This is a genomic window from Marinobacter sp. LQ44, assembly GCF_001447155.2.
Classification (GTDB): Bacteria; Pseudomonadota; Gammaproteobacteria; order Pseudomonadales; family Oleiphilaceae; genus Marinobacter.
In genome coordinates this window covers 4130058-4144594 of sequence record NZ_CP014754.1, presented here as the reverse complement: position 1 = coordinate 4144594, position 14537 = coordinate 4130058, and the positions used below count along the sequence as shown (strand labels likewise).

14 protein-coding genes are annotated in these 14537 nt (G+C 58.2%); 2 read left to right on the top strand and 12 right to left on the bottom strand.

Annotation, left to right across the window (positions count from 1 at the left end; all coding sequences use genetic code 11):
• Positions 1-41: 41 nt before the first annotated feature.
• The 7 genes from ASQ50_RS18960 to flhA form a co-directional block, all read right to left on the bottom strand.
• Positions 42-2135, bottom strand: coding sequence for a chemotaxis protein CheA (locus ASQ50_RS18960; RefSeq protein WP_058090153.1), 2094 nt, complete (start codon positions 2133-2135; stop codon positions 42-44).
• Between the two features lie 20 nt (positions 2136-2155).
• Positions 2156-2941: a protein phosphatase CheZ gene (locus ASQ50_RS18955; protein ID WP_058090197.1), complete on the bottom strand. Its 786-nt coding sequence runs from the start codon at positions 2939-2941 to the stop codon at positions 2156-2158.
• 20 nt (positions 2942-2961) lie between these two features.
• A complete protein-coding gene (gene cheY, locus ASQ50_RS18950; RefSeq protein ID WP_011785448.1) occupies positions 2962-3345 on the bottom strand; it encodes a chemotaxis response regulator CheY in 384 nt (127 codons plus the stop codon).
• A gap of 159 nt (positions 3346-3504) precedes the next feature.
• Complete coding sequence (locus tag ASQ50_RS18945) at positions 3505-4248, bottom strand: RNA polymerase sigma factor FliA (protein ID WP_058090154.1); 744 nt, start codon at positions 4246-4248, stop codon at positions 3505-3507.
• A gap of 32 nt (positions 4249-4280) precedes the next feature.
• Positions 4281-5093 carry a MinD/ParA family protein gene (locus ASQ50_RS18940; protein ID WP_058090155.1) on the bottom strand — a complete coding sequence of 271 codons (813 nt, stop codon included), beginning with the start codon at positions 5091-5093 and terminating at the stop codon, positions 4281-4283.
• A gap of 70 nt (positions 5094-5163) precedes the next feature.
• Positions 5164-6480 carry a flagellar biosynthesis protein FlhF gene (flhF, locus tag ASQ50_RS18935; RefSeq protein ID WP_058090156.1) on the bottom strand — a complete coding sequence of 439 codons (1317 nt, stop codon included), beginning with the start codon at positions 6478-6480 and terminating at the stop codon, positions 5164-5166.
• A 57-nt stretch (positions 6481-6537) separates the two neighbouring features.
• Positions 6538-8712, bottom strand: a complete 2175-nt coding sequence (gene flhA / locus ASQ50_RS18930) for a flagellar biosynthesis protein FlhA (RefSeq protein WP_058090157.1) — start codon at positions 8710-8712, stop codon at positions 6538-6540.
• A 225-nt stretch (positions 8713-8937) separates the two neighbouring features.
• On the opposite strand from flhA, the gene upp reads away from it, so the two are divergent.
• Both upp and ASQ50_RS18920 read left to right on the top strand, forming a co-directional pair.
• Positions 8938-9576, top strand: a complete 639-nt coding sequence (gene upp, locus ASQ50_RS18925) for a uracil phosphoribosyltransferase (RefSeq protein WP_058090158.1) — start codon at positions 8938-8940, stop codon at positions 9574-9576.
• Between the two features lie 2 nt (positions 9577-9578).
• The gene (locus ASQ50_RS18920; RefSeq protein ID WP_058090159.1) at positions 9579-10832 is read left to right on the top strand and encodes a uracil-xanthine permease family protein; all 1254 of its coding nucleotides are present in this window, start codon (positions 9579-9581) and stop codon (positions 10830-10832) included.
• 282 nt (positions 10833-11114) lie between these two features.
• On the opposite strand, the gene flhB is transcribed toward ASQ50_RS18920, so the two are convergent.
• Genes flhB through fliO form a run of 5 tightly spaced genes read right to left on the bottom strand, consistent with a single transcriptional unit; the run spans position 11115 to position 14536 of the window.
• Complete coding sequence (gene flhB, locus ASQ50_RS18915; protein ID WP_058090160.1) at positions 11115-12251, bottom strand: flagellar biosynthesis protein FlhB; 1137 nt, start codon at positions 12249-12251, stop codon at positions 11115-11117.
• A 2-nt stretch (positions 12252-12253) separates the two neighbouring features.
• Positions 12254-13039 (bottom strand): flagellar biosynthetic protein FliR, encoded by a 786-nt coding sequence (fliR, locus tag ASQ50_RS18910; RefSeq protein WP_058090161.1) that lies wholly within the window; start codon positions 13037-13039, stop codon positions 12254-12256.
• A 4-nt stretch (positions 13040-13043) separates the two neighbouring features.
• The gene (fliQ, locus tag ASQ50_RS18905) at positions 13044-13313 is read right to left on the bottom strand and encodes a flagellar biosynthesis protein FliQ (RefSeq protein ID WP_058090162.1); all 270 of its coding nucleotides are present in this window, start codon (positions 13311-13313) and stop codon (positions 13044-13046) included.
• Between the two features lie 10 nt (positions 13314-13323).
• A complete protein-coding gene (fliP, locus tag ASQ50_RS18900; RefSeq protein WP_058090163.1) occupies positions 13324-14085 on the bottom strand; it encodes a flagellar type III secretion system pore protein FliP in 762 nt (253 codons plus the stop codon).
• 4 nt (positions 14086-14089) lie between these two features.
• Entirely contained in the window at positions 14090-14536 is a 447-nt protein-coding gene (gene fliO, locus ASQ50_RS18895; protein ID WP_058090164.1) for a flagellar biosynthetic protein FliO, read from the bottom strand.
• Between the last annotated feature and the right edge of the window lies 1 nt (position 14537).

Genomic DNA, 14537 nt, shown 5'->3' with positions numbered 1-14537 from the left:
TTTCTCCTAAACAATCCTGCATGTTGTCTGCCCTGGCACCGCTAACCGTAATGTTGAAGAAGGCTGGGTACGTCAATAATCAGGGCAATGCGGCCGTCACCGGTGATGGTGGCCCCGGCCATACCGGGCGTACCCTGTAACGCCCGCCCCAGGGGCTTGATCACCACCTCTTCCTGGCCGATCAGCTGGTCCACCACGAACCCGACCTGCTTTGTACCCATGGCCACAATCACCACATGGGCGTTTTCCGGCTCTTTCTGACCAGCCGCGCCATGTACCAGCCAGCGCTTGATGTGGAACAGCGGGAATACCTTGTCACGAACCACGATGCATTCCCGGCCATCGACGATGTTCGTTTTCGACAGATCGAGATGGAAAATTTCAACCACGTTCACCAGGGGCAAGGCGAAGGACTGATCGCCCAGCATGATCATCAGCGTAGGCATGATCGCCAGGGTGAGCGGCACCTTGATAAGAATGCTGGTGCCCTTGCCCTGTTCAGACACGATGTTGATCTGGCCGTTAAGTTGGCCGATCTTGGTTTTCACCACGTCCATGCCCACGCCCCGGCCAGACACATCGGATATCTGTTCCTTGGTCGAGAAACCGGCGGCAAAAATCAGGTTAAAACACTCGTTATCGGTCAGTCGATCCGCTGCATCCTGGTCGTACAGCCCCTTCTCCACCGCTTTTCGGCGCAGAACATCAGGGTTCATACCCGCGCCATCGTCAGAGATGGAAAGCAGGATATGATCCCCCTCCTGTTCCGCTGACAGGGTAACGGTGCCAGCACGGGGCTTACCGGCCTTCTCTCGCACCTCTGGCATTTCAATGCCATGATCAACGGAGTTTCTTACCAGGTGAACCAGCGGGTCGGACAGCGCTTCGACCAGGTTCTTGTCCAGGTCGGTTTCTTCCCCGTGCATCACCAGGTTGATTTCTTTCTTCAGCCCTCGGGCCAGGTCTCGTACCACCCGTGGGAAGCGCCCGAATACCTTTTTGATCGGTTGCATGCGGGTCTGCATGACCGCCGCCTGCAAATCGGTGGTCACCACGTCGAGGTTGGCGACCGCCTTGTGCATATGTTCATCTTCGCTCTCGGAGCCCAGACGCTGCAGACGATTACGGACCAGCACCAGCTCACCCACCATATTCATGATGTCGTCAAGGCGCTTGGTATCCACCCGCACGGTGGTCTCAGCTGTGGGCGCCGCATCTCTTGCCGGAGCGGCGGGGGCTGCCGGTTTGGCTTCCTGCTTGGCGGGTTCCGGTTGTTTTGGCTCCGGCTTCTTTGGCTCAGGCCTGGCCGCAGGCTCAGGTTTGGTCTCCCCTGCGGGGGCTGCACCAGGGCTCTTGCCTTTGCCGTGCAGCTCATCCAGCAGATTTTCAAACTCGTCATCGGTGATCAGATCATCACCAGTGGATGATTTTGCCGGTTCTTCTGGTTCCGGCTCCGGCGGGGTGTCGTTATCAACAACCGGGGCGCCGGCAAACTGGCCTTTGCCGTGCAACTGATCCAGCAGGGCTTCAAATTCGTCGTCGGTGATCTCGTCGCCGTCTGATCCGGCGTCATTGGCGGAGGTGTTTTCCGGTGCGGCCGCCGGCTGTTGCTCCGCACCTTTTTCATCGGCCAGGGCATCCAGCAGTTGCTCAAACTCTTCGTCGGTAATATCACCGGAATCATTGCCCGCACCCACGGCAGGTTCGGGTTCTGGGGTTGGCGTTACCGGCGCTGCCGTGTCGCCTTCCGGCTTGGCAAGTTCATCCAGCGCGGCGATCAATTCGTCCGGAGCCGGCGTCGGCTCTTCACGGTTACGAACCTGATCAAACATGGCGTTGACGTGGTCCAGGGCTTCCAGCACCACGTCCATCAATTCGGAGGTAACCTTGCGCTTGTGGTTGCGAAGGATATCGAACACATTTTCCGCAGAGTGACAGCAGTTGACCAGCGCTTCGAGCTGCAGGAACCCGGCACCGCCCTTGACCGTGTGGAAACCACGGAAGATGGCGTTGAGCAGGTTGCTGTCATCCGGATGCTGCTCAAGATCTACCAGCTGCTCGGACAGCTTTTCGAGAATCTCGCCGGCCTCAACCAGGAAGTCCTGCAGGATCTCTTCGTCGGCATCAAACGCCATGCGTCACCCTCTATAATCGTTCAGAAACCGAGACTGGATAACAGGTCATCAACGTCGTCCTGCCCCGAAACTACATCATCACGCTCCTCAGCCTTGATCTGAGGCCCTACCCCTTTTTCGGCCGATTCTTCTTTTTCTTCAATCTGGTGCACAGTGCCGGTGAGCTGGTCCACGTGGCTGGCCATCACCACCAGGCCAAGCAGGTTCTCTTCGACTTCTTTCACAAGGGCCGTGACTTTCTGGATAACCTGCCCGGTAAGATCCTGAAAGTCCTGGGCCAGAAGGACTTCAGACAGATTGCTGTACAGGGTATCGGAATCTGTCGCCAGGCCCGCAAAGAAGCGATCAATGCGTCCGTACAGTTCCCGGAATTCTGCCGGCTCCATTTCCCGACGGCGCAACCGCTGCCATTCGTCTCGCAGGGCGGTCGCTTCGTCGCGCATGGTGTGCGCCACCGGCATGCTTTCTTCGACCAGGTCCATGGTGCGATTGGCCGCCTGGCTGGTCATCTGGACAACGTAGGCCAGCCGATCCGAGGCATCGGACATCTTGGACAAGACTTCTTTCTGCTCGGCACTGCGGGCGTCTATCTGAAAATTCCGGATAGCCTCGTGCAGGCTCCGGGTCAACCGCCCCACTTCCCGATAGAGGCTCTGGTCGCGAACTTCACTTAGCTCGTTGATCACCGACATTGCCCGGGCGTAGTTACCGGAACTGATGCATTCGGCCAACTCCGAACTCTGCTGCTGGAGCTTTTCGGTTACCTCCGGGTCGAGGCCCTGATGGTTCTCGTTCTTGTCAGTCATGACAGCCATCCGACCTCTGGTTACTGGATTCGCTCGAAGATCTTCTCAATCTTTTCCTTGAGAACGGCAGCAGTAAACGGTTTGACGACGTACCCGTTAACGCCGGCCTGGGCCGCCGCCACAATCTGGTCACGCTTGGCCTCCGCAGTTACCATCAGCACCGGCAGGTTCTTCAGGTTCTCGTCTGCCCGCACCGCCTTGAGCAGATCAAAACCCGACATGCCTGGCATGTTCCAGTCGGTCACCAGGAAGTCGTACTTGCCGCTCCTGAGCATGGGCAAGGCAGTGTTGCCATCGTCCGCTTCATCCGTATTGGTGAAGCCAAGATCGCGCAGCAGATTCTTGATGATTCGCCGCATTGTGGAAAAGTCATCCACAATGAGAATTTTCATGTTTTTGTCCAATGGGACCTCCAGTCAGTAACACCCGGATTTCATTAAGCCTTTTGAAAGTCTAGCAGGCCGCTGCTTTAACCGCTTATTGTGTGTTGTTTGGCCGCGTTGTAAAGCGCCGGTTACCAAAATCTACACAGTTACGCGCCGCGCGGTCAGCGCCGGCCCGGTTTATTCTGGCTCGTCTTCCCGCCAATCGGACAACCGTCCCCTGAGACGAAGGGCCGCCTGGCTATGAATCTGGCTGACCCGGCTCTCGCTGACGCCAAGCACCGCGCCAATTTCCTTCAGGTTGAGCTCTTCCTGGTAGTAGAGGCTCAACACCAGCTTTTCTCGCTCAGGAAGCTCTTCGATTGCCTCTGCCAGGCTTTTCTGGAATGCATTTGATGCAATGCCATCCAGGGGATTATCGCTGGCCTCTGTTTCTTCTATCGGCAGCTCCCCGGATTCATTGAGCTCATCAAGGCTAAAAAGTCGGCCACTGTTGGCGTCTGCCAGGGAGGCATGATATTCCGACAGCTCAATGCCCAACTCTTCGGCAACATCAACATCCTGGGCCTCGCGCCCGGTGCGGTCTTCAACCGTCTTGATGGCTGCGGCGATACGGCGGGCATTGCGGTGAACGGAGCGGGGAACCCAGTCGCCCTTGCGGATTTCATCCACCATGGCACCGCGGATACGAATACCTGCGTAGGTTTCAAAGGTGGCACCCTTGCCGGTGGAATAGCGTTGCGCAGCTTCCAGCAGGCCGATCATGCCCGCCTGCATGAGATCTTCAAGCTGGACCGAAGCCGGCAAACGGGCCATCAAGTGTAGGGCGATTTTCTTGACCAGCGGCGCATGCTCCTCAATCAGCTGAGAGGGGCCTTTTGCGCCAGCCTGATGGTAGATTCCCAGGTTTTTCGCCAATGTCATGTATCCGGTTTTCTTATAGGACTGGATTCAGATCAGACTTCGACGAGCCTCTCCACGAAAAACTCCAGATGCCCTCTTGGCGATGATGGCAGCGGCCAGCTGTCCACTTTCTCTGCCAGGGCACGGATCGCCAGCGACGCCTTGGCCCGTGGATAGGCATCCAGAACGGCCCGCTGCCGCTGGACGGCTTTTTTGACGGCTTCGTCGTAAGGCACGATACCTACATATTGTAGTGCTACATCAAGGAAACGCTCGGTGACACGGGTCAGTTTTTCATACAGATGCCGGCCTTCCTGCTCGTTTCGCACCTGATTCGCCAGAATACGGAAACGGTTGGTGCCGTAGTCGCGATTCATCAGTTTGATCAGGGCATAGGCATCGGTGATCGAGGTAGGCTCATCGCACACCACCAGCAGCAATTCCTGGGAGGCCCGCAGGAAACTGACGACGGACTCGGAAATACCGGCTGCAGTGTCAACAATCAGCACATCAATCTGGTCACCCAGCTCGCTGAAGGCGTTGATCAGCCCCGCATGTTCCATCGGGCTCAACTGGGTCATACGCTGGGTGCCGGACGATGCGGGGACAATCTTGATACCACCCGGGCCGTTGACCAGCACGTCCTTGAGGTCGCACTCGCCACTGAGCACATCCTGCAGGTTGCGATTGGCGGTAATGCCCAACAGCACGTCGATATTGGCAAGGCCAAGGTCTGCATCCAGCAACACCACCCGTCGGCCTTTCTGGGCCAGCGCGATACCGAGGTTGACGGACACATTACTCTTGCCGACACCGCCCTTGCCGCCGGTAACCGCAATCACCTGAACCGGATGTGGTCTGCTCATACTGTTATCAGTCTCTTACTGCGTTCTTGTGTGGGCACAAACGGCAGCGCACCGGCTGTACCACCGGGCCTCAGGCCCCTTCTGCAACGGCCTGGCCGTGCTGCATTGTTTTCAGGCGTTCTACGCCCAACCGCACCAGAGGAATGGCCTCTGCCCGGTGCAGGTCTTCGGGAATCTTCTGGCCATCGGTATACCACGCCACTGGCAGGCCGGTTTCCATGACAAAGCCCAAAGACTCACCCAGTGTCAGCGCTTCGTCAATCTTGGTCATGACGCAGCCTGCAAGGTTTGCCATCTTATAGCAATGCCACACGGATTTCATGATGCGCGGCTGGCTGGTGGCAGACACGACCAGATGGGTACGGACATTGTGATCGCTCCGGGCCAACTCCGCCAGCTGTTCCTGATAACCGCGATCCGAGCTGGTCAGCCCGGCGGTATCAATCAGAACCAGGTGCCGATCTGACAATTCCTCCAGAATGTCATCCAGGGAATGACTCTCGTCCACAACCCGAACCGGCACATTGAGAATACGGCCAAACACGAACAGCTGTTCATGGGCTGCCACCCGGTAGCGATCGGTGGTGACCAACGCCAGGGAATCCGGCCCATGCTCCAGTACATATTGAGCTGCCAGCTTGCCAATGGTGGTGGTCTTCCCAGACCCGGTTGGCCCCACCAGCGCATAGACGCCGCCGGCCTGAAGCCAGTGTTCCCGAGCGGTACGTACGCCGGTGGCCAGCATCTTCAGGGATTGCTTCCAACCGTCTTCCAACCTGCCGGCGCGATGCTGACGAGACAGAGAGGTTGCCAGCTCCGCGCCCAGGCCAAATTCCTGCAGCCGCTCTGCAAGCCTCTGCTGAACTGCATTGGATGCCGCGACGGCAGGCTTCTCGGGTACCGAGGTACGGCCGCTGACCATCTCTCTCAGGGAGTTGATTTCCGCTCTCATGCTCGCCAACTCATCCGAGTAGCCCGCCGCTGGCCGGCCACCTGCATTGCCCACCGAGGTCGACCCGCCAGCCAGCTCACCTGACCAGTCGGCAGCCGGCCGATCGTCAGCCAGTGCACGATCATATTCCGCGCCGATACCCGCCCGCTTCTCCCGCACTTCGCGAATGCGATTGCGTGATCGGTTCAACTCTTCTTCCAGCCGACGATGCTGGTCTGCCTGCAGCTCCGCCAGGCGGGAGCCGTTGGTGGCCTGTGCCGCTCTCTCGCCAAGGCGCTGGCGTGCCATATTTTCGTCATAGTCCAGGGCCGTCACAATTTCGACGCCTCCGTCCACCCGGCGATTGGACAAAATAACGGCATCCGGTCCCATCTCATGACTGACCTGTTTCAGGGCTTCGGCCATGGTCTTTGCAAAAAACCGTTGTACTTTCATAGCGTTTCATCCTCCACCGGCGTGCCCGAATCGGGTGCTCGCCTTGCCCTGCCGGCCTTACTGACCAACAGAGGCGACTATCGTGATCTGTTTGTTATCCGGAATTTCCTGGTACGAGAGCACATGCAAACGCTCTACCCCATAACTGGCAAACTTTGCCAGCACTGGCCGCAAGGGCCCGGAAACCAGAAGAATCGCCGGCTTGCCCAGCATTTCCTGGCGCTGAACACTGTCCTGAAGGGACCGCTGCAGCTTTTCCACCATATTGGGCTCAAGCACCAGGCCAATATCGTCCTGTCCGCCGGATTGTTGACTCTGCTGAACTGACTTAAGCAACAACTGTTCCAGGTCTGGATCCAGAGTGATCACCGGTATCTCGGTGTCATTGCCACAGATGCTCTGAACGATCATTCGGCGCAGCGCCTGGCGAGCCAGGGTGGTCAACAGTTTCGGGTCCTGGCTTCTGGGATGGACGTTAACGATGGCTTCGGCAATGGAGCGCATATCCCTGACCGGCACTTCTTCCCGGAGCAGATTCTGAAGCACCCGCAACAGGACGCTCACGGAAATCGTCGTAGGCACCAGCTCCTCAGCCAGTTTCGGGGCCATTTTCTCCAACTGGTCCAGCCACTTCTGGGCCTCTTCATGGCCGATAAGTTCATGGGCGTGCTTTTGCAGAATCTGGTTAAGGTGGGTAGCCACCACCGTGCTGGCATCCACCACGGTGTAGCCCAGAGTCTGGGCCTGGTCTTTCTTGTCAGGCTCAATCCAGATGGCATCCAGGCCGAAGGCCGGGTCTTTGCCGGCAATGCCTTCCACCTTGCCGAACACCTGACCCGGATCAATGGCCAGCTCACGTTCCGGGTGAATCTCCGCCTCGGCAATGGTCACACCCATCAGGGTAATGCGATAGACGTTCGGCATAAGGTCCAGATTGTCCCGAATGTGCACTGACGGCATCAGGAAACCCAGATCCTGAGACAGTTTTTTGCGAACCCCCTTGATGCGACTGAGCAGCTGCCCGCCCTGGGATTTATCGACCAGAGGAATCAGCCGGTAGCCCACTTCCAGACCAACGATGTCAACGGTCGCCACATCATCCCAGCCCAGCTCCCGGGTTTCACCGGGCGCCGGCAGCGCCTGTCCTTCTGCGCCGGACCGATCCTGAACCACCTCGCCACCGGCACGGGGCGCTCCACCAGCCATGCCGCCACGACCGGCGTAAACGCCCTCTTCTTCCACAGTCTGGCTTTGCTTTTTCCAGATCAGCCAGGCCGCACCGGCCGCAAGGCTGCCCAATCCAAGGAAGGCAACATGGGGCATGCCCGGAATCAGGCCCAGGATAATCAGGATGACGGCGGCAATACCGATGGCCTTCGGCGCGTTGAACATCTGATGAATGATCTGCCCGCCCATGTCCTGGCTGGCCGTTACCCGCGTTACCATGATGGCAGCGGAAGTAGACAGCAACAGTGATGGAATCTGGGCAACCAGGCCGTCACCGATGGTCAGCAGCGCGTACCGCTGCATCGCCAGGCCAAAGTCCAGGCCATGCTGGAGCATGCCGATCGAGATACCACCGATGATATTGATCGCAAGAATCAGCAACCCCGCAATGGCATCGCCCTTCACAAACTTGGACGCACCATCCATAGACCCATAGAAATCCGCTTCCTGGGCAATCTCCGAACGGCGGCTTTTGGCCTCGTCCTGGTTGATCAGGCCCGCGTTCAAATCCGCATCAATGGCCATCTGCTTGCCGGGCATGGCGTCCAGGGTAAAGCGGGCACTGACTTCCGACACCCGGCCGGCGCCCTTGGTCACTACCAGGAAGTTGATTATCATCAGGATGGCAAACACCACCAGACCAACGGCGTAGTTACCGCCGATCAGAACCTCACCGAACGATTCGATCACCTTACCGGCGGCATCGCCACCTTCGTGACCGTTGAGCAGGACAATCCGGGTAGAGGCCACGTTCAACCCCAGACGCAGGAGCGTGGCAACCAGCAGTACCGTCGGGAACGACGCAAACTCCATGGGCCGAAGCGCGTACACACACACCAGCAGGATGACGATGGACAAAGTGATGTTGAAGGTAAAAAACACATCCAGCAGGAAGGCCGGCATGGGCAGGATCATCATACCCAACAAACCCATCAGCATCAGCGGAATACCGATACTGCCCCGCGTCAGGGTTTTGACGTTACTCAGAACTAACGCTCTGTCCATGCTGGATACTTCTCCGCTCTGCCGTGCTTTCCGGAACTGTCAGGGTCGAAAATCTGACGCGGCGCGCCAATCTGGGAGAATTATCGCAAGAACCGTACCAGGCCTTACAATTTTTGATATTTACGGCACGACCAGCGCCTGACGCAGGCGCCCAGATACGGTATCCTTGCGCCATTTATTGCATCCGAATCCAAGCCCGAACATTCGAACACACAGGTGACCCCAATGCCGATCCACGAAGTGAAGCACCCCCTGATCCGCCACAAACTCGGCCTGATGCGCCGCGCAGACATCAGCACCAAGAATTTTCGTGAACTGGCACAGGAAGTTGGCGCGCTTCTGACCTACGAGGCGACCAAAGACTTCAACCTGCAGGAAAAGACCATTGATGGCTGGGCCGGGCCGGTGACCGTGGAACAGATTCACGGCAAGAAAGTCACCATTGTGCCGATTCTGCGCGCTGGCCTGGGCATGCTCGACGGCGTGCTGAGCCTGATCCCGGTGGCACGAGTGAGCGTGGTAGGCCAGATCCGTAACGAAGACACCCTGGAAGCTGAAACCTATCTGGAAAAACTGGTGGGCGAGCTGGACCAGCGTATGGCCCTGATCATCGACCCTATGCTGGCCACCGGTGGCTCCATGATCTCCACCATCGACCTGCTCAAGAAAGCCGGCAGCACCGAAATTCGGGCCCTGGTGCTGGTGGCCGCCCCGGAAGGTATCGAGAAAGTACTGGAGAAACACCCGGACGTTTCCATCTACACCGCTTCTGTTGATGAGCGCCTGAACGAAAAAGGCTACATCCTGCCTGGCCTGGGCGATGCCGGTGACAAGATCTTCGGCACCAAGCAGAAGGACGTCTGAGCATGCAGGAACACACCAATGAATCCGTATGGAAGCAGGCACTAGCCGGCTCCCAGATGCTACTGGTCGCCTTCGGCGCCCTGGTATTGATGCCCCTGATCACCGGGCTGGACCCCAACGTGGCGCTGTTTACTGCCGGCGTCGGCACCCTGATTTTCCACATAGTCACCGGCGGCCAGATTCCCATCTTCCTGGCCTCATCCTTTGCCTTTATCGCACCAATCATCGCCGCCAAAGGCCGCTTCGGGCTGGAAGAAACTCTTGGGGGCCTGATGGCGGCCGGCATCCTGTACATCATCCTCGCCGGCGCCGTGCGGGCACGGGGCACGGGCTTTGTCACCCGCCTGCTGCCGCCTGTGGTCATCGCCCCGGTGATTATGACCATCGGCCTGGGACTGGCATCGGTGGCGGTGCATATGGCCTCTGGCCGCACCGGAGACGGCGCCGCCGAACTGGTGCCCTACAACACCGCCATTGTCATCGCCATGATCTCCCTGGCCGTCACCATCGTCATGTCGGTCTGGGCCAAGGGCATCTTCCGGCTCATCCCGATCATGTTCGGGGTGATCGTTGGCTACATCCTGTCCTGGTTCGCCGGCATTGTAGACACCACCCCGGTCCAGGAGGCCCCGTGGTTTGCCGTTCCCAACTTCGTCGCACCCGCCTTTAGCTGGGGCGCCATCCTGTTCATGATCCCGGTCGCCATCGCCCCGGCCATTGAACACATCGGCGACGTACTGGCCATCGGCAACGTCACCCGCAAAAACTACCTGCAAAAACCCGGTCTGCACCGCACCCTGCTGGGCGACGGTCTGGCCACCAGCGCCGCCTCCATGCTCGGCGGACCACCCAACACCACCTACTCCGAAGTCACCGGCGCCGTGATGCTGACCCGCAACTTCAACCCGAAAGTCATGTGGTGGGCCGCCGGTACTGCCATCGTCCTGGCCTTTGTCGGCAAGTTCGGTGCAGCCCTGCAGACCATTCCGGTTCCGGTTATGGGCGGCATCCTGTGCCTGCTGTTTGGCTCCATCGCCGTGGTCGGCCTGAACACCCTGATCCGCCACCAGGTAGACCTGTCCCAGTCCCGTAACCTGGTGATCGTTGGCGTGACCCTGGTATTCGGCATCGGCAACATGGTGGTTGGTACGCTGGAAGGCATTGCTCTGTGCGCGGTTGTCGCGATCGCCTTGAACCTGATTCTGCCAGGCGAGAAAGAAGCCTGGGGTAAGCGGATTCAGGAGCCCAAGGCTTAAGCAATGAAACCGGTCAGGTCGATACGAACTCGGCCTGACCTCTCTCCCCTAACAGCCGCCGGATTTCCATCCCGGCGTTGTCCGATTCAATTCACGAACGCTCTGATTCCTATACTGGCCAATTCGGTCGCGAGCCGTCGGCATGGCCTCCCAAAAATCTCGTAGGCCATGGATGGCCGGAGCGAAGCGCTCATGGATGAGCTCGTAGCGTTTTTTGGGAGGCCATGCCGACGGCTCGCCGCACCAAACCATCAGGCTACAATCAGAGCCAAGCTCCAAGATCTAAATATCGCGCCGCATCTCCGGCGGAATCGGAAAATCAGGCATGCCCGGTTTTGCCCCGCGCCCCTTGCGGAACTGCCGAAGCTGGAACACATAAGCCAGCACCTGAGCAATGGCCATATACAAACCGTCGGGAATTTCCTGCCCCACATCGGTATTGTGATACACCGCCCGGGTCAGCGGCGGCGTCCGCAGGATCTCTACCTTGTGCTCACGGGCAATCTCCATAATCTTGAAGGCAATCTCATCCGCCCCCTTGGCCACCACCACCGGCGCGCCCATCGAATCCTGGTTGTACTTTAACGCCACCGCATAATGGGTCGGGTTGGTAATCACCACATCGGCTGTCGGCACATCCTGCATCATCCGGCGCTGGGCCATCTCACGCTGCAACTGGCGAATCTTGCCTTTGACCTCTGGCTTGCCCTCGGTGTCCTTGTACTCGTCCTTCACCTCCTGCTTGGTCATACGCAGCTTCTTCTGGTGGTCGTAGATCTCGAAAGGTACATCAATCATGGCAATGATGATGGTGGCGCAGGACAGGATTAAAAAACTCCAGCCCACCGTCCAAACCACATGGGCCATGGCCGGGACTATCGGCTCCTCTGCGATTGCGAGCAGGTCATCAGTACGAAGGTTGAGAATCAGTATAGTGACCGCAAGCACCAAGCCTACCTTCGCGATCGCCTTGACCAGCTCGATCAGGGAACGCAGGGAAAACATTCGACCCAGGCCCTTAATCGGATCTATCCGGTTTAATTTCGGAGCAATGGCCTTGCCACTGAACAGCAGCCCCCCAATACCGATAGAGCCTGCAATAGCGGCCACCAGCAGCATGATCAGGATCGGCGACAGGGCAAAGGCAGCCTCCTTGGCCGACAGAATAAGCTGAACACTCATATGGCGGGTGTCGTATATCGCGGCACGCTCAATCACAAACGAGTCGCGCATGATGCCTTCAAGGGTATTGCCCAGGCCGCCACCAAACATCAACAATCCCCCGGCCCCGGCCAGCAACACCGCCATGGTGGCCAGCTCTTTCGAACGGGCAGTCTGGCCGTCCTCCTTAGCTTTCTCAAGTCGTCGGGGGGTCGGCTCTTCGGTTTTCTCCTGGCTGTTATCGTTCTCTTCAGCCATGGCTATGGTTGCCCCTGCAGCTGCCGCATAAAATCAAAGGTTTCCCGGGTGTACTGCTCAAAGTGCGGCAGAAAATTGGCGTGCAGCACCCAGATAGCAAACAATCCAAAAATCAGGCCAATAGGGAAACCGAGGGCAAAGATATTCATCTGCGGAGCGGCGCGGGTCATCACGCCAAAGGAGATATTGACGATGAGCACGGCAGTGACGGCGGGCAGTGCCAGTAGAGTGGCCGAGACAAACATCCAGCTGATCCGGTGGGCAAGATCCCACACCCCCGCCTGGCCAAGCCCCTCCATGCCAATGGGCATGATGTAGAAGCTCTCAATGAACACTTCGAACGCCACCAGGTGTCCGTTCATAGCGAGAAACAACAGAGTGATGGTGATGGTGTAGATTTGCGCCAGTACCGGCACGTTGACGCCATTGGCCGGGTCCATCATGGAGGCAAAACCAAGACCCATCTGCATGGCGATCATCTGGCCGGCAATCACGAAAAGCTGCCAAAGGGCCGTCAGCGCAAACCCCAGCCCAACGCCGATCAGGATTTGCTGCAGGGTGATCACCACGGCATCGGCGCTGAACGCCTCAACCTGGGGAACTTCGGGAATCAACGGAGCAATAAGCACGGTCATCAGCAGGGCCAGCCCAAGCCGCACTCGTGCGGGCACCAGCTGGGTACCGAAAATGGGAATGACCATCAAAAAGCTGGCCAGCCGGAACAACGGCCACAGGTGTTGACCCACCCATTGGCTGATCAGGTCTGCACTGAGTTCTGCCGGTACCATCCCGTCAACCGATCAGGAAAGGGATGCCGGATATCAGGCGATTGGCATGATCGAGCAGCAAGGTAAGCATCCAGGGTCCCCAGACAATGATCACGATGAGTGTTACCAGCAGACGGGGCAAAAAGCTCAGAGTCTGCTCGTTGATCTGGGTTGCCGCCTGAAAGGTACTCACGACCAAACCAATCACCAGGCCCGGCCCGATAATGACAGCCGTCAACAGAACAATCATCCAGAGCGCTTCGCGCAAAATGTCGATCACGGTCTCAGGGGTCATGGCTGGCCTCCTATATCCCGTAACTGGCGGCAAGGGTGCCCATGATCAGCGCCCAGCCATCCACCAGAACAAAGAGCATGATTTTAAATGGCAAGGAGATGATGATGGGCGACAGCATCATCATACCCATGGCCATCAGAACACTGGCCACCACCATATCGATGATTAGAAAGGGTATGAACAGAATAAACCCGATCTGAAACGCCGTCTTGAGTTCACTGGTCACAAATGCCGGCATCAGCACCCAGAAGGAAACGTCTTCGGGGGTTTCATACTGCACATCGGCGATGCGCATAAACAACGCGAGATCTGACTCCCGCGTCTGCTCCAGCATGAACCGGCGGAACGGCTGGCTGGCCAGCTCCACGGCTTCCAGGGAGGTGACCTCCTCCTGCATATAGGGCTGCAACCCCACCCGGTTGGCCTCTTCCAGCACTGGTTTCATAATAAAAATACTCAGGAACAGTGCCAAACCCAGCAGAATCTGGTTGGATGGCGTTGCCTGCAACCCCAGGGCCTGCCGGAGAATGGCGAAGACCACGATGATGCGGGTGAACGATGTCATCATCATCAACATCGCGGGCAGGAAGGTCAGTGCTGTCATCAACGCAAGGATTTGCAGGGTGACCGAGTATTCCTCGGTTCCGTTTTCTCCAGGCTGCACCGTAAAGGCCGGAATGCCTGGCAGGTCGGCAAAAGCCACAGGCGCCAGCAACAACCCAGGGAACAGCACAAGCAATGGCAGACAGCGTTTGAGCAGGGCCACGGTCATAGCGTCAGTCTTTCCTTTCCGGTGCCGACCAGGACTTGCCGATCATGCCCTGTAACCGGCGGGCAAACTCACCGGTGGGAGGGTTGGCGGAATCCACAACCGGGTGGTCGAACACCTGCAGGGTTCGAATGGTGGAAGGGGTAATACCCAGCAATATCTGTTGGCCACCCACCTCCACCAGGGCAATCCGCTCCCGGGCCCCAATGGCCAGCACAGAGACCACCTTGATCGCGTTGTTATTCATGCCGGTCATGCCGTTCATACGCCGGATCAGCCAGGCACAGCCGTAGATCACCGCGACAACCGCCAGCAACCCAAGGCCCAGGCTGACAATGGTCCCCAGAGTATCCGGCGCGTTTCGGCCAGCGTCCCGAGCCGGTGCACTGGCCTCCTCAGCGAATGCTGGAACAGCAAAAATAAGGGGCACCAGGCCGTTCAGAAACCGCACCATG